16 protein-coding genes are annotated in these 21,570 nt (G+C 72.2%); 9 read left to right on the top strand and 7 right to left on the bottom strand.

The genetic code is table 11. From position 1 onward, the window contains the following. Positions 1–127 precede the first annotated feature (127 nt). On the bottom strand, positions 128–562 hold the full coding sequence (locus tag ACSIH6_RS13600) for a hypothetical protein (protein ID WP_435108632.1): 435 nt from the start codon (positions 560–562) through the stop codon (positions 128–130). Between the two features lie 181 nt (positions 563–743). Beyond that, positions 744–1,532: an SAM-dependent methyltransferase gene (locus ACSIH6_RS13595; protein ID WP_435108631.1), complete on the bottom strand. Its 789-nt coding sequence runs from the start codon at positions 1,530–1,532 to the stop codon at positions 744–746. Positions 1,533–1,774: 242 nt separating this feature from the next. On the opposite strand from ACSIH6_RS13595, the gene ACSIH6_RS13590 reads away from it, so the two are divergent. Further along, positions 1,775–2,152, top strand: coding sequence for an ankyrin repeat domain-containing protein (locus ACSIH6_RS13590; protein ID WP_435108630.1), 378 nt, complete (start codon positions 1,775–1,777; stop codon positions 2,150–2,152). 179 nt (positions 2,153–2,331) lie between these two features. On the opposite strand, the gene ACSIH6_RS13585 is transcribed toward ACSIH6_RS13590, so the two are convergent. From ACSIH6_RS13585 to ACSIH6_RS13575, 3 genes are all read right to left on the bottom strand, one after another. Next, complete coding sequence (locus ACSIH6_RS13585) at positions 2,332–3,831, bottom strand: catalase (protein WP_435108629.1); 1,500 nt, start codon at positions 3,829–3,831, stop codon at positions 2,332–2,334. Positions 3,832–3,890: 59 nt separating this feature from the next. Next, positions 3,891–4,310: a Fur family transcriptional regulator gene (locus tag ACSIH6_RS13580; protein ID WP_435108628.1), complete on the bottom strand. Its 420-nt coding sequence runs from the start codon at positions 4,308–4,310 to the stop codon at positions 3,891–3,893. A gap of 252 nt (positions 4,311–4,562) precedes the next feature. Then, positions 4,563–5,963: an acyl-CoA synthetase gene (locus ACSIH6_RS13575; protein WP_435108627.1), complete on the bottom strand. Its 1,401-nt coding sequence runs from the start codon at positions 5,961–5,963 to the stop codon at positions 4,563–4,565. Positions 5,964–6,225: 262 nt separating this feature from the next. On the opposite strand from ACSIH6_RS13575, the gene ACSIH6_RS13570 reads away from it, so the two are divergent. The 8 genes from ACSIH6_RS13570 to ACSIH6_RS13535 all read left to right on the top strand — a co-directional run bounded on the left by ACSIH6_RS13570 (position 6,226) and on the right by ACSIH6_RS13535 (position 18,743). After that, positions 6,226–7,272 (top strand): glucose 1-dehydrogenase, encoded by a 1,047-nt coding sequence (locus tag ACSIH6_RS13570; protein WP_435108626.1) that lies wholly within the window; start codon positions 6,226–6,228, stop codon positions 7,270–7,272. 362 nt (positions 7,273–7,634) lie between these two features. Next, positions 7,635–9,047: an MFS transporter gene (locus ACSIH6_RS13565; protein WP_435108635.1), complete on the top strand. Its 1,413-nt coding sequence runs from the start codon at positions 7,635–7,637 to the stop codon at positions 9,045–9,047. A 406-nt stretch (positions 9,048–9,453) separates the two neighbouring features. Continuing rightward, complete coding sequence (locus tag ACSIH6_RS13560) at positions 9,454–10,299, top strand: poly(ethylene terephthalate) hydrolase family protein (protein WP_435108625.1); 846 nt, start codon at positions 9,454–9,456, stop codon at positions 10,297–10,299. Between the two features lie 175 nt (positions 10,300–10,474). Next, positions 10,475–11,281 carry a hypothetical protein gene (locus tag ACSIH6_RS13555; RefSeq protein WP_435108624.1) on the top strand — a complete coding sequence of 269 codons (807 nt, stop codon included), beginning with the start codon at positions 10,475–10,477 and terminating at the stop codon, positions 11,279–11,281. A gap of 245 nt (positions 11,282–11,526) precedes the next feature. Continuing rightward, positions 11,527–13,650: a protein kinase domain-containing protein gene (locus ACSIH6_RS13550; RefSeq protein WP_435108623.1), complete on the top strand. Its 2,124-nt coding sequence runs from the start codon at positions 11,527–11,529 to the stop codon at positions 13,648–13,650. 13 nt (positions 13,651–13,663) lie between these two features. After that, positions 13,664–15,754, top strand: coding sequence for a protein kinase domain-containing protein (locus tag ACSIH6_RS13545; protein ID WP_435108622.1), 2,091 nt, complete (start codon positions 13,664–13,666; stop codon positions 15,752–15,754). Between the two features lie 15 nt (positions 15,755–15,769). Beyond that, positions 15,770–17,623: a hypothetical protein gene (locus ACSIH6_RS13540; RefSeq protein WP_435108621.1), complete on the top strand. Its 1,854-nt coding sequence runs from the start codon at positions 15,770–15,772 to the stop codon at positions 17,621–17,623. 502 nt (positions 17,624–18,125) lie between these two features. Beyond that, complete coding sequence (locus ACSIH6_RS13535; protein ID WP_435108620.1) at positions 18,126–18,743, top strand: DUF4352 domain-containing protein; 618 nt, start codon at positions 18,126–18,128, stop codon at positions 18,741–18,743. Positions 18,744–18,837: 94 nt separating this feature from the next. Here ACSIH6_RS13535 and ACSIH6_RS13530 read toward each other — a convergent pair whose 3' ends face one another. Together ACSIH6_RS13530 and ACSIH6_RS13525 are read right to left on the bottom strand one after the other, a co-directional pair. After that, the gene (locus tag ACSIH6_RS13530; RefSeq protein WP_435108619.1) at positions 18,838–20,487 is read right to left on the bottom strand and encodes a hypothetical protein; all 1,650 of its coding nucleotides are present in this window, start codon (positions 20,485–20,487) and stop codon (positions 18,838–18,840) included. Between the two features lies 1 nt (position 20,488). Then, positions 20,489–21,538 (bottom strand): TRAFAC clade GTPase domain-containing protein, encoded by a 1,050-nt coding sequence (locus ACSIH6_RS13525; RefSeq protein ID WP_435108618.1) that lies wholly within the window; start codon positions 21,536–21,538, stop codon positions 20,489–20,491. Between the last annotated feature and the right edge of the window lie 32 nt (positions 21,539–21,570).

The following is a 21,570-nucleotide window of genomic DNA, read 5'->3' as shown; positions in this document are numbered from 1 at the left end:
CCCCCCCCCCCCCCCCCCCCCCCCCCCCCCCCCCCCCCCCCCCCCCCCCCCCCCCCCCCCCCCCCCCCCCCCACCCAGGACGGCACGTGAGGGTTCCCGGCTTCGCACCGCGCGGCGCCGGGAACCCTCACGTGCCGTGGAAGAGGGTGAGGTCGACCGCGGGCGCGTCCGTGTACACCACGCCCCGTTCGGGTGGGACGGGCTCGCCCGACGCGGAGTCGGTGCAGTGGGCGTCGAACATCCGCGCCTCGTCGAGGGGCACCAGGGTCCGGTCGGTGACCGTCCAGCCGCGCACCAGCGTGACGGGGACGGCGACCCCGTCGGGAAGCGTGTGGGAGATCCGGTCGGTGGGGCTGCGCAGCACCACCGCCGCGAGGCCGCCGCTGGTGACGGCGGCGCACAACCGCTCCACCACCGCCGGGTGTTCGACCTCGAAGCCCTCCTCCCGGCGTTCGACGGAGGTGACCAGTACGCGTCGGGTGTGCAGGGTCAGGAGGTGCTTCGTGCCGGGCAGGTCGTCGAGGAGGGCGGACAGCAGGGCGTGGGCGTGTGAGGAGAGCATGCCTTGAGTATGCGCGCGCCGACGCGGCCGGATCGGGTTGTCCACAGGCCTGATCGGGGGAGATCGAAGTTCTTTCCGGGGGAGGCCGCCCGGAGGCCGCCCGCAGGGCGCGGGACCGCCCGGACCCCGGATCCCCGGTTCGGGTTCCGGCGGCCAGGCGACCCTGCCTGCACGCTTCCGGCTAGGGCTTGCGCGCCACGCCGCCGTACTGGGCGACCTCCTTGGGCGCGCCCAGGTCGGTGGGCAGCGGGCGCCACAGGGACGCGGAGACCACACCGGGCTCCAACAGTTCCAGACCGTCGAAGAAGCGCTCGACCTCCTCGACGGTGCGCAGGTGGATGGGCTGGCTCGCGCCCTCGTTCCACGCCTTGGACGCCTCGATGATCTGCGGGCTCGTGCTCGTGCTGTCGCACAGGGCCAGGAAGCTGCCCGAGGGCAGCGCGTCCACGTAGGCGCGGGCCAGGGCGTAGGTGCTCTCGTCCGCGGGGAAGTGGCCCAGGGTGCCCATGAACGTCAGCCCGATCGGCTGGGAGAAGTCCAGGTACTGGCGGGCCTGCTCCAGGAGGGGGCCGGGGTCGGTCAGGTCGGCGTCGACGTACTCGGTCGATCCCTCGGGGCTGCTGGTGAGCAGGGCGCGGGCGTGGGTCAGCACCAGGGGGTCGTTGTCGACGTAGACGACCTTGCACTCGGGTGCGGCGGCCTGGGCGGCCTCGTGGGTGTTGTTGGCGGTGGGCAGGCCGGTGCCGATGTCCAGGAACTGGCGGATGCCCTCCTCCTCCACCAGGTGCGTGACCGACCGGACGAGGAACTGCCGGTCGGCGCGGGCGACCTCCACGATCTCGGGGAAGGCCTGCGCGATCCGCTGGCCCAGCTCCCGGTCGACGGGGTAGTTGTCCTTGCCCTCCAGCCAGTAGTTCCACACGCGTGCGGAGTGGGGGACCGACGTGTCGATGGGAGGAGTGGTGGTCATGGTGTCCTTTCGGGGAAGTGGGCGTCGCGCTGCAATTGTCCTGGCCCGGTAGGTACCACCGCAACCACGAAACCCTTGCGTCACAGGGGTTTCCGAGCGACGATTCGTGTCCTCAGCCGTCCCCGCGCGGCCCGGACCCGTCTCCGGCACGGCCTCGACACGGTCCCGGACCGGTCGCGCCCCGTTCCCGCCGGGGCCGCGTGTGCGCGTTCGGCCAGGTGGGGATGTCTAGCATGGAACCCATGAACGAACTCTCCGCAGAGCAGACGGGCCGGGTCATCGCCCTGGCCATGGACCTCGCCCGGGAGGGGCGCACGGAGGAGCTGCTGGAGTTCCTCGACCACGGCCTTCCCGTGGACACCCGCGACGAGCAGGGCAACACCCTGGTGATGCTCGCCGCCTACCACGGCCAGGAGGCCGTGGTCCGCGCCCTCGTCGACCGCGGCGCCGACGTGGACCTGCGCAACGAACGGGACCAGACTCCCGTGGCCGGGGCGCTGTTCAAGGGGGAGGAGGGGATCGTGGCGGTGCTCGTCGCCGCGGGCGCCGACCTCGACGCGGGCACGCCGAGCGCCCGCGCCGCGGCCGAGATGTTCGGCCGCACCCACCTGCTGCCCTGATCCCGCCCCGGGGGCCGCGCCGTCGCGCGGTCCCCGGGCCCGACGGCGCTCGACGCCGCCTGAGGACCCGCAGGCCCGGGTCCCACAACAGGCCGAGCCGACGCGGTCGGGGCCGCGTCGGCTCGGTGGATGGGATCCGGTTCGGGTCCTCACGCCCTGTTCGGGGCTTCAGGCGTTGCTCAGACGGCGTCCGAGTTGGGGTCGGTCGCGGAGACCTTGCCCGACTGGAGGGCCTCGATGGCCTTGCGCACGCCCTCGCCGTAGGCCGGGTCGGCCTTGGTGCAGTTGCCGATGTGGCGCTCGATGGTGGCCTGGGAGGCGCCGTCGATCGCGCGCGCGGTGTTCTCGAACAGGCGCTGCTGCTCGTCCGCGTTCATCAGGCGGAACAGGTTGCCCGGCTGCTCGAAGTAGTTGGCGTCGTCCTCGCGGTAGTCGAACCGGTCGGCGGTCGAGCCGATGGCCTGCGACGGCTCGGCGTAGGCGGGCTGCTCCTGCCAGCGGCCGTAGGAGTTGGGCTCGATGCCGGGCACGCCGCCCTGGTTGCCGTCCACGCGCATCGTGCCGTCGCGGTGGTAGGTGTTGACCACCTTGGCGCCGCGCGGGTAGTTCACCGGGATCTGGTGGTGGTTGACGCCCAGGCGGTAGCGGGCGGCGTCACCGTAGGAGAACAGGCGGCCCTGGAGCATGCGGTCGGGCGAGAAGCTGATGCCCGGGACGAGGTTGGCCGGGGTGAAGGCGGCCTGCTCCACGTCCGCGAAGTAGTTCTCCGGGTTGCGGTTGAGCTCGAACTCGCCGACCTCGATCAGCGGGTAGTCCTTCTTGGACCAGACCTTGGTCAGGTCGAAGGGGTGGAAGTGGTAGTCCGCCGCCTCGGCCTCGGGCATGATCTGGACGTAGAAGGTCCACTTGGGGTTCTCGCCGCGCTCGATGGCGTCGAACAGGTCGCGCTGCGCGGACTCGCGGTCCCCGGCCACGACCTGGGCGGCCTCCTGGTCCGTGAGGTTCTTGATGCCCTGCTGGGTCCGGAAGTGGAACTTGGCCCAGAAGCGCTCGCCCGCCTCGTTGATGAACGAGAAGGTGTGCGAGCCGAAGCCGTGCATGTGGCGGTAGCCGTCGGGGATGCCGCGGTCCGACATCACGATGGTGACCTGGTGCAGGGCCTCGGGGAGGTTGGTCCAGAAGTCCCAGTTGTTCTCGGCCGAGCGCATGTTGGTGCGCGGGTCGCGCTTGACGGCGCGGTTGAGGTCGGGGAACTTCAGCGGGTCGCGGAAGAAGAAGACCGGGGTGTTGTTGCCGACGACGTCCCAGTTGCCCTCCTCCGTGTAGAAGCGCAGGGCGAAGCCGCGGATGTCGCGCTCGGCGTCGGCGGCGCCGCGCTCACCGGCGACGGTGGAGAAGCGGGCGAACATCTCGGTCTGCTTGCCGATCTCGGAGAAGATCGCGGCCTTGCTGTACCGGGTGATGTCCTGGGTGACCGTGAAGGTACCGAAGGCGCCGGAGCCCTTGGCGTGCATTCGGCGCTCGGGGATGACCTCGCGGTCGAAGTGCGCGAGCTTCTCCAGGAACCACAGGTCCTGAAGCAGCATCGGGCCGCGCGGTCCGGCGGTCAGGCTGTTCTGGTTGTCGGCTACCGGGGCGCCGTTGGCCGTGGTCAGCGGCTTCGTGTTGTCCTGAGACATGAATTCCTCGGTCCTAAGGTGGGATCTTTCGGTGCCGCGGTCAGGGCACCGGGCGTGTGTCAGGCCTTCTGGCAGTCGGGGCAGACGCCCCAGTAGGTGACCTCGACCTCGTCTATGGCGAAACCGTGGTCCTGCGAACCCGTCATGCAGGGCGCGGCTCCGGTGGCGCAGTCCACGTCCGCGATCGTGCCGCAGCCGCGGCAGACCACGTGGTGGTGGTTGTCGCCCACCCTGCGCTCGTAGCGCGCGGGCGACCCCTCCGGTTCGATCCGCCTGACGAGTCCGACGTCCGTCAGAGCCTTGAGCACGTCGTACACCGCTTGTGTGGACACCGCACCGAGCTGGCCGCGGACCGCCTGGAGCACGGTGCTGGCGTCGGCGTGCGGATGAGCCCCGACCGCCTCCAGGACCGCCACTCGTGGCCGGGTCACGCGTAGCGAAGCCCCCCGGAGGAGGGCCTCGGTCTCCGTCTGGTGCATGCGCCCATTGAACCACTTTTCTGGAATGATTCCAACAAAGGGGTGCCTAACCCTGCTCCGTCCCCCGCGCGCTGTCGCGCACGTCTGGGGCGGCAGTCCGTAGGCCGCGGTCAGCGCCAGGGCGTCCACCGATCGCTCACAGAATGTCCCTTTTGGAATCTACGTCGTAAAAGTAGCGCATTGTGACGTACGTCAACGGGAGGTGAGACACCCCGAACCGACTCGCGACCCTCCCACAGCCCGCCGTGGCGCTCAGGCGGGCGCGTTCCCCAGCAGCTTCTTCTGGATCTTGCCCATCGCGTTGCGCGGCAGCGTGTCCACCACGCGCACCTCGCGCGGGCGCTTGTGCACCGACAGGCGCTCGGCCACGAAGTCGATGACGGCCTCGGGGGAGATGCCCTCACCGACCAGGTAGGCGACGATCCGCTGGCCGAGGTCGTCGTCGGCCTCGCCCACCACGGCGGCCTCCGCCACCCCGGGATGGCCGAGCAGCACCGCCTCGACCTCGCCCGCGCCGACCCGGTAACCGCCGGTCTTGATCATGTCCACCGACATCCGGCCCACGATCCGGTGCCAGCCGTCCCCGTCGCGGACCGCCGCGTCGCCGGTGCGGAACCAGCCGTCCCCGGTCCACGCCGCGGCCGTGGCCTCCGGCAGCCCGAGGTAGCCCCCGAACAGGGTGGCGCCGCGGACCTGGAGTTCACCGACGCTCTCGCCGTCGGAGGCGACGGGCTCGCCGTGCTCGCCGCGCAGCCGCGTCTCCAGGCCGGGCAGGGCCGCCCCGACCCAACCGGTGCGCCGCGGCGCGTCGGCGCGCGCCGCCACGGTGATCAGCGTCTCGGTCATCCCGTACCGCTCCACGGGGCTGTGGCCGCACGCCTTCCGCAGGCCGTCGGCCACCGTGTCGGGCAACGGGGCGCTGCCCGAGACCAGCAGCCGCGCCCCGGACAGGGCGCGTGCGCTGTCGGGGTCGCGGGCGATCCGCGACCACACGGTCGGCACGCCGAAGAACAGGGTGCCGCGTCGATCCCCACGGGCCGCGGCGGCGTAGGCGGCGGGGGTGGGGCGGACGGTGTGCAGCAGCGGGCTGCCCACGCGCAGGGCCCCCAGGACGCCCAGGATCAGGCCGTGCACGTGGAACAGCGGCAGGCCGTGCACCAGCACGTCGTCGGGTGTCCAGTCCCAGGCGTCGGCGAGCGCGTCCAGGTCGGCGGCCACGGCCCGGCGTGGGATGACGGCGCCCTTGGGCGGTCCGGTGGTCCCGGAGGTGTACATGACCAGCGCGGTGGAGTCGGGCGGCGGTTCGGGCAGTGTGAACGAGGAGCGCTCGGCCGGGTCCACGGGGACGACCGGGAGGTCGACGCCCTCCCGCGGGGCGCCCAGCCACAGCGAGGCGCCGGAGTCGCGCACGATGTGGCGGCGCTCGGCGGTCCCCGAGTCCGCCGGGACCGGGACCACGGGCACCCCGGCCAGCAGGCCGCCGACCACCGCGACGACCGTGGACAGCGAGGCCTCGCCGTGCACGGCGACGGAGTCGGCGCCCGCCACCCGTTCGGCCACGGCGGCCGCGGCCGACCACAGTTCCTCGCGGTCCAGTTCCGCCCCGCCGACGCTCACCGCGGTCCCTTCGCCCGCGCCCGAACCCAGCAGCACCTCGCGCCCCTTCCGGTCGTGTCCTGTCCAGTCGGCCAGTACACCACAGGGGTCGGTGCGGGGGTGGTCTCGGCCTGTTCGTACCCTGGCCCGTTCGCGTCCCGCCTCGTGTGTCGGGCGCGGCGTCTGGGTAGCCGCTTGGCACAATCCCCAGGAACGGGGCGAGCGCCGGGGGCCGTTCCCGACCCCCGGCCACCGCTGCCGGGGCGCCCGGGAACCGGTGTCCGGGGCCAACACGTGCGTCAGGTGAGGGGGGAGAGCCATGCGTGCTCTGACAGTGGTGCCGTCGCAGGCCGGTTCGGTGCGGGTCGGCGAGGTGGAGGCGCCCGTGCCGGGTGCGGGGGAGCTGCTCGTCGACGGCATCGCGCTGGGCATCTGCGGCACCGACCGCGAGATCGCGGGTGGTGAGTACGGCGAGGCGCCGCCCGGTCACGAGCGCCTGATCCTGGGGCACGAGTCGCTGGGCCGGGTGCGCGAGGCCCCGGACGACAGCGGCTTCTCCGCGGGCGACCTGGTGGTGGGGGTGGTGCGCAGGCCCGACCCCGTGCCGTGCGGGGCCTGTGCGCACGGCGAGTTCGACATGTGCCGCAACGGCAGGTTCACCGAGCGCGGCATCAAGCAGATCCACGGCTACGGTTCCCAGCAGTGGACGGTGGAGGCCGACTACGCGGTTCGGCTCGACCCGTCGCTGGAGCGCGTCGGCGTGCTGATGGAGCCGACCACGGTCGTGGCCAAGGCGTGGGACCAGATCGACCGGATCGGCGGACGCGCCTGGTTCGAGCCGCGCCGCCTGCTCGTCACCGGTGCGGGGCCGATCGGCCTGCTCGCCGCCATGATCGGTGTCCAGCGCGGCCTGGACGTGCACGTGCTGGACCGGGTGGAGCACGGGGTCAAGCCCGAACTGGTGGCCGCCCTCGGGGCGACCTACCACACCGGCGGCGTCGCCGAGGTGGCGGCCGCGGGTGAGCCGGACGTGGTCATCGAGGCCACCGGCGCCTCCAGCGTCATCCTCGACGCGATGACCCACAACGCGGCCTACGGGATCGTCTGCCTCACCGGTATCTCGTCGGGCGGGCGCACGATCGACGTCGACGCCGGGGCGATCAACCGTCGGTTGGTCCTGGAGAACGACGTGCTCTTCGGGTCGGTCAACGCCAACCTGCGGCACTACGAGATGGCCGCCAAGGCGCTGGCGCGGGCCGACCACTCCTGGCTGGAGCGGGTGATCACCCGGCGGCTGCCGCTGGAGCGCGCGCACGAGGCGTTCGAGCCCGGCGGCGACCACGTCAAGACCGTCATCGAGCTGTGAGCGGCCGCCGGTGGGTGCTGGACGCGGGCCGGGCGAGAACGCTGCTGGTGTGACGCAGGGGTTTTGACCCGCGGTGGCGAAGGGAGCCGAGGCCCCTTGTGCGAGGGCGTACCCGGACGGAGAACCTACTGGCGGACGTTCTGGGCAGTCCGCTGAAGTCACCTGCGGTCGCGGCCGTCATCCACGCGTAGGGGCACCGATGTTCAATTCTGACAGCTGGAGGAGCCGCTGTGAGGTGGCCTCGTCGGCCGGTGTCATCACGGTCAGGCGGTGAATCGAAACCCCGGAGCGAGACGTCCTCTGCGCGGACCGAGGGTTACCGCGAGTCCCGCAGTGCCACCACGCTGGACCGATCAGTGGCTATGGAAGGGGCGCCGCCCGCGACGCTGGGCATGGTCGGACTCCTGAGCGCGCTGTCCGCCCTGTTGCTGTCGGTGATGAGCTTCGCAGCGGCGGGCATCGCCGTACCGAGTATCGGAACCTCGTTGCAGGCCTCAGCTTCCGAGCAGTCGTTGGTGGTGTCGGTCTACTCCCTGGGCTTCGCCGCGCCGATGGTCGTCGGTGGACGTCTGGGCGACCTGTACGGCAGGCGGCGGCTCTTCCTGTTCGGCATGGCCGGATTCACCGCGTTCTCGCTGATGGCAACGTTTGCGCCGACCATTACCGTGCTGATCGTCGCCCGCGCGCTCACCGGCGTGTCGGCGGCGGCGATGGTGCCTCAGGTGCTCGCGACGATCACGGCCTCCACGCATGGACGCGAGCGTGCCCGGGCGGTGGCGTTGTTCGGGGCGACCGCGGGCGGCGCGACGGCGGTGGGTCAGGTCCTCGGCGGCGTCCTGCTGTCGGTCCCACTGCTCGGCTCCCCCTGGCGCACGGTCTTCGCGATGAGTGTCCTCATGGGCGCCGTCGCGTTCCTCGCCGCTCTGCGTTGGATGCCCAGCACCGACGCGCCGGGCGATCGTTCGCTGGACCTGATCGGTACCGTGTTGCTGGGGGCATCGCTGCTCGCGCTGATGATCCCGTTGTCCCAGGGCGGTGCGCTCGGTTGGCCCGGGTGGTGCTGGGCACTGCTGGCGGCCAGTCCGGTGGCGTTCGCGGCGTTCTGGACGCGGCAGCTCCGACTGCACCGCCGCGACCTGGTCCCGCTCGTTCCTCCTCCGCTCCTGCGTCTGAGGTCGTACCGACTCGGCCTCATCATGGCCCTCTGGCTCCAGTCGGCCTTCGGTGCGTTCACGTTCCTCTACGCGCTCTCCACACAGACGGGTCTGGGCTGGTCCCCGATGAGCGCGGCCTTCGTGCTGCTGCCGTTCGCGCTGTGCTTCTTCGCCGTGTCGATCTGGTCGGGAAAGCTGGCACCCCGTTTCGGATTCCGTCGTCTGCTGACGATCGGCGGGTTCGTTCAGGCGGCGATGCTGGTGGCGACCGCGGCATCGGTGCTCATACAGGGCCCGGGCATGAGCGGGTGGACGCTGGGTGCTCTGCTGGTCGGCGTCGGGGTCGGTCAGGCGCTCATGTTCGGGCCACTGGTCGGAGCGATGATCGCCGACGTTGCGCCCTCCTCGGCAGGAGCGGCCTCCGGGGTCATCCAGACCACGCAGCAGGCCGCCATGGGGCTCGGAGTCGCGGTCGCTGGAGGGGTTCTGGGTACGGCGATGGCTGGCTCCACCGCCCCACTCGGGCAGGCCTACATGACGGCACTCGCGATCTGCATGATCGTCCAGGCCGCGTTCGCGATCGCCTTCGCCCTCTTCGCCTTCGCCCTGCCCAGACGCTGAGCCGAGAACAATCGGTGCCGACGCCATGAGCCGACGGTCGCGCGATGTCGCCGATATCGGAGGTGATCACGGTGTGGAGCCTTCTGGGCCGCGGGCTCGGCGGTCAAGGGCTCATCTCCTGTGACGAGTTACGGGAGCGCGAAGCTCCCGTCGGTGTTCCGTGCGGGTCCGGAGAAACAGCCGCGTTTTCCGCGGGAGCGTTTTCCCTTTTCTTCGGCCCCTCCTTTCCCGGTCAGGTGCGCACATCGTCACCGAGCGGAGAAGACGCAGGCCCGGCGGGTGTATCGGTGGAACCACGGGTTGTGCGCGAGGGTGTGTTGACAGTCCCTGTGCGGCGTTCGATATTCGGTTTCCAGCGCGCTGGAAGAGGAACCCCCGCTTTTTTCCGCACCCCAAGGAGCATGAGATGGGATCATCACTGGCACGCCGAACGGCGTCCGTCCTCCTCGGTCTGGCGACGGTCGCCGCCCTCGCCCCCGGGGCGGCCGCCGCCGACCCCGTGCGTGTCCTGGGCGGGACGGGGCCCTACGACGCCGAGTACGTCACCACCCCGCGCCTGCGCGACCACACCGTCTACCGGCCCGTGGACCTGCCCGAGGGCGAGCGGCTGCCGATCGTGGCCTGGGGCAACGGCGCCTGCCGGGCCGACGGGACGTGGTTCGAGAACATCCTCACCGAGTTCGCCTCGCACGGCTTCCTGGTCATCGCCAACGGCCGCCCCGGCGGCTTCGGCAGCACCGACCCCGAGATGCTCACCGAGGCCGTCGACTGGGCGATCGAGGAGAACGACCGCCTGTTCAGCGAGTACCGGGGACACATCGACACCGACAGCATCGCCGTCATGGGCCAGTCCTGCGGCGGCCTGGAGACCTACGAGGTCGCCGACGACCCGCGCGTGGACACCACCGTGCTGTGGAACAGCGGCCTGCTGACCGACCGCGACAACGACCTGCTGGAGGACCTGCACGCCCCCGTCGCCTACTTCACCGGCGGTCCCGGCGACATCGCCCACGAGAACGCCCTCGATGACTACGACCGCCTGCCCGAGGGGCTGCCCGCCTTCATCGGCCACCTCGATGTCGGTCACTACGGCACCTTCGCCGAGCCCAACGGCGGGGAGTACGGCCGTGTCGGCGTCGCCTGGCTGGAGTGGCAGCTCAAGGGCGACCAGCAGGCCCGCCAGGAGTTCGTCGGCGAGGACTGCGGCCTGTGCTCCACCGAGTGGGACACCGACAGCAAGAACCTCGGCTAGGGAACCGGACCGGCCCCGCGCGCTCCCGGAGGGCCGACCGCCGTTCGGGAGCGCGCGTCCGAGGGGGAGTGCGAACGCTGGCGGAGCCGAGAACCGAGGTTTGACCGATGCGCGACCGGCCGCCGCGGACGCACACTTCGGGGACGGCACGACCACACTGCGAAAGGGACCGAACGTGAGTCACCCCCCACTGCGCGTCTACGACATCATGGCCTGCGACGTCTACTGGGACTTCGACGGAACGCCGCTGCCCAAGGAGCAGCACAAGTTCCTGGTCTCCTTCCACCCCACCCCCGGCGTGCCGACCCCCGAACTCGTGGAGTCGATCACCGCACGCGGCCCGGGCGGGTACGAGGTGGAGTTCACCAACCAGCGCTTCACTCCGGCCAACACCGACGGCCACATCTACGACCGGACGCTGGACTACTACTGGTACATGGTCAACCTGCCCACGGGTTTCCTCGCCGAGGGCGAGTACACGATCGAGGTACGCGGCACCGACGGCGGCGTGCAGACCCGGTCGCGCCGCCAGGACGCCGGGGCGTCCCGGCGCCTGGTCGAGCACTACACCTCGCGGCGGGACGCGCTGCTGGCCTCCTTCACCCCCTCCGGCGGGGAGGAGCTCGCCGACGTGCCCGAGGTGGGCGGGCTGCACTGCTCCTGGCAGACCCTCGACCGGAGCGGGGGCCCGGACGCCTACTACATCCACCGGCTGGCCCAGGGGTCCTCCGCCAGGGAGTTCGACACCCAGAACCTCACCTGGTGGGACAACATCTTCATCCAGCGCATGCGGGGCATGCCCGACGCCGGACTCAACCGGGGCGAGGTGCGGGTCGGCGCCGGTCTGGACGCGGACACCGCCTACGCCTACTTCGTCGAGATCACCGACGCCAACGTGCAGGGTGAGACGAACATCTGCGTCTTCCAGCCGCACCAGGTGTTCCGGACCCCGGCCGCCAGGGGCGCCGCCGTGGGCGCGTGAGCCGCCCGGGCCGGCTCCCGCCCGGCCCGGGTCTCCCAGCCCTCGTCCCCCCCGGGCGAGCAGCGGGGTTCCGGCCGCCCCGCGCGCCCGGGGACGGGACGGGGGTGTGGGGCGGAACCGTGCGGAGTCCGCATGTGGACACGGTCCTGTGCACAGGGTGCTCCAGGCGGTAACTTGTCCCTGCCCCGCTCCCTGAACCGGGTTCGGCGCCACCGGAACCGCGACACCGTGAGGACCCCCTCCCCGTGCACCCCCTCACCCCTGACGACCCCCGCGCCGTCGGGCCCCACCGGCTGCTGGCCCGCCTGGGCGCCGGCGGCATGGGCGAGGTCTACCTGGCCCGCACTCCGGGCGGTGATCTGGCCGCCGTCAAGCTCGTCAAGGACGACCTGGCCCACGACCCCGAGTTCCGGGCCCGGTTCGCCCGCGAGGTCCGCGCCGCACGCCGGGTCCGCGGGCCCTTCACCCCGGCGGTGGTCGACGACGACACCGGCGCCGAGGTGCCGTGGATGGCCACCGAGTACGTGCCCGCCCCGACACTCAAGGAGGCGGTGCGCGAGCACGGGCCGCTGCCGCCCGAGTCCCTGCCCGTGCTGGTGTCCGGGCTGGCCCGGGCTCTGGAGGCGGTGCACGGGGCCGGGCTGATGCACCGCGACCTCAAACCCGGCAACGTGCTGCTGTCCCCGCGCGGCCCGCAGGTGATCGACTTCGGGCTGGCGCGGGCGGTGGAGGGCACGGTGCTGACCCGCACGGGGCAGGCTTTCGGCACCCCCGCCTACACCTCACCCGAGCAGATCAGGGGTCGTGACGTGTCCCCGGCGAGCGACGTGTTCTCGCTGGCCGGGACGGTGCTGTTCGCCGCCTCCGGGGAACCGCCGTTCGGGCCCGCTCCGCCCAAGGAGACCCTGCGGCGCGTCCTGTCGGACTCCCCGAACCTGTCGGCGGTCCCGGAGGGGCCGCTGCGCGACCTGCTGGCACGCTGCCTGGCCAAGAGCCCCGAGCACCGCCCGAACACGGCCGCGGTCCTGGACGCGTTGGCCGACGTGCCCATGCCGCGGACCGCGCACGCCTGGCTGCCCGACGAGGTGAGCGACGACGTTCACCGGCTGCGGGAGCGGCAGGCCGGGGAGCGCACCCGCACGGGCCGGGCCCGGTGGCGGCGGCACGCGCTGATCGCGGGGGCCGCGGCCGCCGCTCTGGTCCTGGTGGCCGGGGGCGGGTACGCGCTCACCGCGCTGTCCGGCGGCGGGGAGTCCACCGAAGGCACGGACGTCGCGGCGGCCGGTGCCGACGACACGGCGAACGGCCCCGGTGACGGCTCGGCCGCAGGAGAACCGGACGGGGAGGAGACCGCCGACCCCGCCTTCGCCCCGGAGGAGTACCAGCGGAGCCTGTCGTCCGCCGACGGTGTGACCTTCTCCCCCGACGGGGAACGGATATACGCCACCGGGGCGTCCTATTTCTCCGTGTGGGACTGGCGGGCGGGTGAGATCACGGCCTTCCTCGACCCCTCGCCGTCCGAGACCGACGTCAACGCCGACGGCACGATGGCGGTGGTCCACGCGGACGGAGTGGGGACCGCCCACCAGGACAGGATCGAACTCCTCCGGGACACCGGCGGGACGCTGACCCAGGAGACCGTCCTGGTGTACGAGGAGCAGCGCACCAACCCCCGCAACCCCGCGCTGTCCCCCGACGGGGCCCGCGTGGCGGTCGTCGCCAACGAACCGGACCGGGACGACATCGAGCACGTCATCCACGTGTGGGACATCCTGGCGGGCGAACGCGCCCTCACCATCCCCCTGCTGGGGCCGGACACGTTCACCTACGTGTTCGACCTGGAGTTCACCGCCGATGGGGAAACGCTCGTCGGCACCGTCAGCGACGACTCCGAGCGAGTGCTGGGGGTCGCCGTGTGGGACGCGGACACCGGGGACTGGGTCCACTACTTCGAGGGGCCCGGGAACCTGGGTTTCGCCCCGCATCCGACCGACCCGTCGGTGATGGCGCTGCTGGAGGACACCGACCGGGTCCGCCTGGTGGACCTTGGCACGGGCACCACCCTGCGGGACCTGGGCCGCATCGGCGAGGACGACTCCTATACCGGATTCTCCCTCGCGTTCTCCTCCGACGGCGAACGGCTGTACGCCGGTGTCGAGGACCCGTACGACGTCACCGACCTGCTCGGGACGGTGTGGGACACCGGAACGGGCGAAGTCCTGCGCGACGGCGACGCCCTGCTGCCCGGACCGGTGGGCCCGCACCCCCGCGACGAATTCGTGGCCGTCCTCGACACGGAGGCGGGCGAGGTGCTGATCCTGGACGGAGAGAACCTGACCGTCGTCAACGAGCTTGAGCAACCGGACTGAAACGAAAGCCTCCATGCGCGCACTCTCCCCGGACGACCCCCGCGACGTCGGCCCCTACCGCCTCCGCGCCGTACTCGGAGCGGGCGGCATGGGCCGTGTCTACCTGGGAACGAAGGCCGACGGCACACTCGCCGCGGTCAAATCCGTGCGGGCGGAATTCGCCTACGACTCCGGCTTCCGCGCGAGGTTCGCCCGCGAACTCGTCCTGGCGGGCCGCGCGTACGGGCCTTTCATCCCCCGTGTGCTGGACAGCGATCCTGCGGCCCGGGTCCCGTGGATGGCCACCGAGTACGTGGTCGGCCCCACCCTGCGCGACCTGGTCCGGGAGACCGGCCCGTTGCCGGAGTCGTCAGTGCGGTTCCTCCTCAGGGCCGTCGCCTCGGCCCTGGAGGGCATCCACGGGGACGGGCTGGTGCACCGCGACCTCAAGCCCGGCAACGTCATGGCCGCGGCGGCCGGGCCGCAGGTGATCGACTTCGGGGTCTCCCGGGCCCTGGAGGAGACCGAAATCGCCGATGATGAGGCGACCCTGACCGCCGGGACCCCCGGCTACACCGCCCCCGAGCAGTACGGGGGTGCGGCGATCTCCCCCGCCACGGACGTCTTCGCGCTGGCGGGCACCGCCGTGTACGCGCTCACCGGTACCGGCCCGTTCGGTGAAGGGCACCCCTCCGCTGTGGCCTACCGCATCACCCACCTGGAACCGGACCTGGCCTCCGTCCCCGAGGACCTGCGCGGACTGCTCTCCCGGTGTCTGGCCAAGGACCCCGGCGGCCGGCCGTCGGCGGCCGGGGTGCTGGAGGAGCTGGGCGGTCCGGTCGACCCCGTCGACGCGGCGCCGGACTGGCTTCCGGCGGAGGCCGCGCGGAAGGTGGTGGAGGTCGCGGGGGAGCACCGGGAGTACGTCTCCCGGAACCCGCGGCGCTCGGCGGCCCCCGTCGGCCGCCGGGGACCGTGGGCGGTCGGCGCCGGTGCGGCCGCGCTGATCCTGGCCGCGGGCGCGGGGGTGTGGACGGTCTCGGAGCGGGGATCGGAGGCGACCGGGCCGCCGTGGTCCGAGGAGGGCGTGCGGCAGGCCGGGGCGGACGGCGGAACGGGTCCGTGTTCGTGGCCGGAGGACTTCGCGGCGGAGTACGCGGAGGCCGCCAGGGACCGGCTGGAAGTACCGGGAGAGGACAGCTATGACCTCGACATGGCCGCTTTTCCCCGCCTCGCGTTCGTGGCCGAGGGTGAGCTGCTGGCCGTCTCGCATCCGACCGGGGTCGCCCTGTGGGACTGGGAGGCGGGGACGGAGATCGCCTTCGTGGGCGAATCCCTGCCCGACTTCGGAGGGACGCCGACGGTGAGCCCGGACGGGTGCCGCTTCGCCTACCTCTCCACCGAGGGCGGCCTGCACGTCTTCGACCTGCGCAGTGGGGAGCGGACCACGTACTTCCCGGATCTGGTCGGTCTCCTCGTCTACGAGCCCGTGGTGTTCTCCCCCGACGGCGCAGAGATCACGATCGGCCCCGGGGGGACCCGCAGGATCGATCTGGAGACGGGTGCGGTCACCGACATCTGGGAGGAGGCGGCCGACTGGGCGGCCTACTCACCGGACGGCGGGCACCTCGCCCTGAACCGGGGGAACTTCGTCGCTGTGCTGGAGACCTCGACCGGCCGCGAGGTGTTCCGCCGGGAGGGAATACTGGGGGCCGAACCGGGCTCGGTGGCGCTACCCAACGACGAGGGCGACCTGCTCTACCTGTCCGCCACCCCGGAAGCGGTCGTGCACGTCAACTACCTGACGGGAACCGAACCACGGCTCTTCAGCCCGGACGGAGATTCGCCCTACCTGTTCGAAGAACTCGTCGTGGCACCCGGCACGGACTGGTTCCACCTGGTGCACGGCGCGAACTTCATCTCCGGGTCCAGCGGGCGGCGCACCACCTGGGACCTCTCCACCGGTGAGAAGGTGACGTCCGGAACGGACGGGGCGGGTGAGGCGGACAACCGTACCCTGGCGGCGCATCCGGCGGGAGAGGTGCTGGCCGTGCTGCCCCAGGAGGCGACCACCGTCCTCGTCGTCGACGCCGCGACCGCGGACGTCCTGGGCGAACTCGGCTGATCGGAGAGGACCGGGATGCTCCCCCTGCACCCGCACGACCCGCCCACCATCGGGCCCCACCGGCTGCTCGGCAGGCTCGGCTCGGACGACACGGCCCACCGCTACGCGGGCGGGACCGGCGGCCGTGTGTCCGCCATGATCGTGCTCCTGCGTCCCGGGCGTGCCACCGACCCGTTGTTCCGCGGCGAGTTCGCGCGCCGGGCCGAGGCCCTGCGGAAGCTGAAGAGCCCGTACGTGTGCCGGATGGTCGGGGCCGACACCCGGGGCGCGGTGCCCTGGGCCGCGTTCGCGCGCACGGACGAGGAGACCCTCGCCGACCTCGTCGAGAGGAACGGGGGCGGTCTGCTCCCGGAGGAGTTCCCGTCCGTGGCGACGGCGCTCGCCGCCGGCCTGGCCGACTTGCACGAGGCGGGGGTGTCCGCCGGGCCGCTGCGCGCGGAGGACGTCCTGCTCTCCTCCGACGGCGTCAAGCTCGCGGGGGCGTTCTCGGCGGTGCCGTCCGGTGCAGCGGCGGAGGACGTGCGCCACTGGGCGGTCCTGGTGTCCGCCGTCGCGGGGGACGCGGGTCCCCCGCTTCGGTTCCGGAAGGTGATCGACGGCTGCCTGCACCCCGACCCGGATCTGCGGCCCACTCCGGGTGAACTCGTGCGGATGCTCGCGGGGACCGGGGCGGGACGAGAGAGCGGGACGTCCACCACTGGGCGGTGGCCCTGGAGGAGGGTGCTCGTGCCGTCGGCCGCCGGGGCCCTGGCCGTGGCGGCGGTCGCCGCCACGGCACTCGTGGCGGCACGGGACGGGTCGGCGGACCCCGCGGACGTGCCGGAGACGGCGGTCACCGACTGCACCGAGGCGGAGGGGTTCGCCCCCGCCGAGGAACGGGAGGCCGACGACCTGGAGATCTTCTCCCACATGGTGTTCTCCCCCGACGGTGACCTGCTGGTGATGCACACCCTCCAGGACGAGATGAGCGTGTGGGACTGGAGGGAGGGCCGGGAGATCGCCCGTCCCGGTACGGTCCTCGACAGAATGACGGGCTTCGGTTTCCTGCCCGAGGGATGCGGCGTCGCGGCCGTCGTCATGGAACCGGAACCGCGACCCGGGAACGAGTACCCGACGCCGGTGGGGCAGGAGTTCGATCTGGTCTCGGGCACGGTCACCGGGTACGGAAGCGGGGGATCGGCCAGCGGGACCCCTGCGGAGCGGCCTCCGGCCGTGAACGGGATCGCGGTCTCCCCCGACGGGCTGATCGCCCTCACCGGATCGAGTGCCGTCCCGGGTGCGGGTGTGCAGATCGTCGACAGCGCGTCAGGGGAGACCGTGAACACCATCGACAGCGACGGGGGAAGCCCCGTCTTCCTCGATGAGCGACGGTTGGCCCTGAGGAACTCCGCGGGCTCCTCGGACTGGAGCATCACGGTCTGGGACGTGCACACGGGCGAACGACTGCACACGGTCCGTCCGGTGGCGGACGGGGTGTTCGCGCCGGTCCCGGGGACCGACGAGGTCGTCTACGCCCATGGGGGCGAGGTCATCGTGTGGGACCTCGTCGCCGGGCACCGGGTCGACGCGTTCGACATGGAGGAGGTGGCCGAACTCCAGGAGCCCTGGATCCAGGAGGTCGTCGTGGACCCGTGGCTCGGTCGGGTGTACGTCATGTGGTGGGACTCCGACCCTGAGGACTACGGTGCGGAACCGGAGGAGTACAGCGGGGCGTGGGACCTGGAGAGCGGGGAGAGCCTTCTCCCGGACGGGTTGGTCCCCCGCTACGTGGCTCCGCACCCGGACGGAGAGGTCGTCGCGGTGAAGACGGAGGAAACGGGTGTGCGGCTCCTCGACCCCGAGACCTGGGAGACCGTCGGGACGCTGTGAGGGGGCAGCGCGGTTCCGGGCCGTGCGGTGCCCGCACCCACACCGGGGCGCTCGGGAGGAGCGCTCCCACCGCGAGGACCCCGAAGCGGTCTCCCCGCCATCGCGGGTGAACACCCCTCTGCCCCGCCACGACGCCACCCCCACCGCCACACCCCCATCAACGCACCCAGCAGCGTCGTGGCCGCGATCGCGCAGGCGACCCTCCTCGGCCGGCGCATGGTCCGCCGTCTTGCCCCACCCCGTGTCCCAGGGGTCACTGTGTCCCAGGGACCACCGCACGGGTGGTCAGATGCGGCCTCGCGTGTGCACGTAAAGATGGTTGGTCATATTTACAAGTTCTGTGTATGGTGAGAACACAGCAACGCTCATCGGGTCTCGCAGGGGCGGGGTGTGTACTCACCTCCCTGTCTCCGCACCTGCCCGCCGAGCGCATCCGCCCGGTGGGCGGCGCACATTCCGGCAGCGCCCCGTGCTGCCCCCTGCACACAGACCGGAGCACACCATGACCTCGCCCCAGCCGCCCTACGGCCCGCCGCCCCCGCCCGCCAACCCGGGCATGTCCGCCGGGAAGAAGATCGGACTCGGCTGCGGCGGATGCCTCGGCGTCCTCCTCTTCCTGCTCCTGCTCGGCGGGTGCATGGCCGCGCTGAGCGGGGACGACCTCGACAGCGGGGCTTCGGAGCCCGCCGCCACCCAGGAGGAGGCGGGCGGTGAGACGGCGGGGGAGGCCGCCGCGGAGGAACCCGCCGAGGAGACCGCTGCCGACGAACCGGCCGCGGAGGAGCAGGACGTCGTCCTGACGGCGGAGGTCACCGAGTTCACACCGAGCATCCTCCACGACGGCGGCGACTTCACGAGTGTGTACGTCACCGTCGAGAACAACAGCGACGAGAACGTCGACGTCAACCCGCTCTCCTTCGCGCTCGTCGCCGACGACGGCACCAAGCACGACACCTCGGGCGGTCTGGGAGAGGACGAGAACCAGATCGACACCCTGACCCTGAGCCCCGGCCAGCGGGCCGAGGGCGTGGTCACCGCCGAGGGGGCCTTCACCCCCGCCAGCGTGGAGTTCGGCGGCCCCCTCGGTCTGGGGGAGACCTACACCGCCGAGGTGGGGTAGCGGACGGCCCGGACGGGGGCCGTCTCCAGCGGGCCGCCGGTCGGAGAGCGAGTGGAACCGACCGGCGGCCCGCGCCTTCCGTGCTCGGTGCGGCTCAGCGCAGCAGGTTCGCCGCCAGCAGGAGCAGGAGCAGCAGCGCCAGGCCCGCGACGAAGGCCAGGAGCACCTCCGTGCGCAGCTCCACCCTCCTCGGGTAGCCCCGGACCACGAGGTGCTGGCTGAAGGAGGGCTGGTACTGCCGGACGAGCCGGGTGGCGATGGCGGCGATCCGGTGCGGGTCGTGCTCGTGGCCCAGCGCGTCCAGGAGGTCCTGGACCCGGGCTTCGGAGGGGACAGCCGGTGGAGGGAAGACTCCACGGGCGTCCCCGGCGGCGGGTGGGGCGTACCCGTCCCGGTGCGCTGCCCGGGAGTCCGTCCGGGGGTGCTGCCCGGAAGCCGACCAGGAGCGCTGGCCGGGGGAGCGGTGCCGCGCGGCCTCCCGGGAACGTTCCCCGGCCCTGGGCACGGTGCGGCCCGGACGATCGGCGGCGTTCGGCGGGGCGGCCCGAAACGCACCGTGTTCCGGTTCGCCGTCCAGGAGCGAGAGCGGATGCGCCGGGGGCCCGTCCGCCCGTGCGGTGTCCGCCGCGACGGGCGCCGCCTCGGAACCCTCCGCCCGGATGCCGGTGCCCTCGGCACCGGCCGTTCCCGGAGCGTCCTCCTCGACGACGGCCCTCCCCGTCCTGACCGTCCCGGCGTGGGCGGCCCCGGGCTCGGCTCCCGGAGGAGCGGACGGTCCGGGCACGCGGGTCCGCGCCGCCCGCCGGGCCCGGCGGGTCAGGTACTCGATGACCTCGTCGTGGTCGGCGGCACTGAGGCGGCGGAGTTCCCTCCCGAGTTCGGTGAGCCTTCCGTCGCCCTCGCCCAGCAGGGTGACGAGCCACCAGGCGGTCTCGTGGTACACGGTGTCCTGCTCGGGGGCCAGGACGTCCAGGAGCACCGGGGGCTCGGCCTGAGCACGCGGGGGCGCGGGCCGGAAGGCGACGCGCGGTCGATCGGAGGGGGCGCCGCGCCTCACCGGCCAGGGCTCGTGGGTGGTGAAGGACCAACCGACCCCCTCGTACCTGGGACTCTCCTCGGTACCGACCACGTCGCGCAGGGTCTGGTACAGGCCCCACAGCAGCAGCAACCGTTCCCGCTCCTCCAGTAACGGACCGAAGTCGGGCGCGAGGAGGTCCACGGGCCCGGCCGGGTCCCGCAGCACCTCCGCGACCAGGTTGACCAGCCCGGGCTGCGAGGCCGCGTCCAGGTTCAGCTGCCGTACGGCGGCTTTTCCGGCCCTGGACGGGACGAAGGGCCCGACGGTGGCCCAACCCGGGGGAGTGGTCCCCGGTTCCTCCAGCCAGGAGTGCAGGTCCGGCCACACGCCCAGGGCGGCCAGGAGCGCGCGGGGCGCGTTCAGTTCGGCGCCGACCAGAGCCTGAGCCCTGCTGCCGCGGCCGTCCAGGGAGTTCTCCTCGGGCGTGCGGCGCAGCAGCGCCCCCTGGCCGTCCGCGAACCTGCGGTACCAGTAGCTGGGCGCGACGTGCTCGGGAGGGAACTGCGGAGCGGCCACCCGGCTGAGCCGGTCCCGCCAGGTGGTCACCCGGACGTAGTCCTGTTCGGGAAAGGAGGTCCCGACGGGTCCCAGCCCCTGACCCGTCAGTCCGCTGTCCTGGTAGCCGAAGGAGATCCGGTGCAGGACCTCGTCGGAGCTCTCCGCCATGTCAGCGGCCCACCTTCCGCGCCCCGGGGGTCCCCAGCACCCCGGTGGCGGCCATCAGGGTGAGGAAGGGCTGGAGGGCGCGCTGGGGGCGCACCGGCCGCTCGTACCTCTTTCTGTCGGGGTAGCGGTTCCCGCCGGTCGCGGAGGCCACGTGGATGGCCGCCCGGCCGAACTCGCGCCAGGGGCGCAGGTAGGTCTCCCCCTTGTCGTACTGGCTGATGAAGGCGTAGAGGTCGCCGGTCTCGGCCTCGACCCGGCCCGGGTCGGGGGCGCGCACGCCGTCGCGCAGCCACCGGTCCACGGGGTGTTCGAACCGGTACAGGTCCGCCTTGCCCATCACCAGTACCGCCGCCTTGTCCTGTTTGCCGCCGACCATGTCCAGCACGGTGGCGAACGTGTTGTCGGGGCGGTCGTCCTCCATGTCGTCGGGGGAGAAGACGAAGAGGAAGCCGTCCACCGTGTCCAGGAAGGCCTGTTCGGAGGCGGTGCCCGTGGTCGCCAGGACCTCTCCGGAGACGTCGAAGAAGGCCACGGCCCTGGGCGGGGAGGAGGGTCTCGCGAGGTCGCTGACCATCAGGCCGACCTCGAAGTCCCACACGTCCTGGCTGGTGCGGGCGAGCATCTCGTCGCGGTCCAGCAGGGGGCGGACCTTGGTGTTGGTGAACTCCTCGTACCCGCGCACGTCCAGGGGTGAGACGGACAGGTCGAACTGCTCCAGCCCCTGGTTCTGGATCGAGCCGATCATCGCCGCGAGCAGGTGGGTCTTGCCCGACCGGGGCGCGCCGACCAGGGCGATCACCACCGGATCGCTGTCCGCGCTGACGTACTGGTAGGGGAGGTGGTGCTCGGGGAACTCCCCCACATGGTTGGGGCACCGCACCTGGGCGTGGAGCAGGAGCCTGCGCCTCTGCTCCGGCGTGGCGTCGGACGGAACGTCCAGTTTCCGGTGCTCGCCGTCCTTCCACAGCCACAGTGCGCCGTGGTCCAGGACCACCCGGCTCAGGCACACCGGGCAGCGCACCCCCGGGGGTGCGGCGTCGGTTTCGCTCATCGCGGGGACTGCCTCTCGATCAGGGATGCCGT

Origin of the sequence: Nocardiopsis synnemataformans (assembly GCF_965343085.1) — a bacterium.
GTDB classification, from domain to species: Bacteria; Actinomycetota; Actinomycetes; order Streptosporangiales; family Streptosporangiaceae; genus Nocardiopsis; species Nocardiopsis alborubida.
This window is presented reverse-complemented; position numbering and strand designations above follow the sequence as displayed.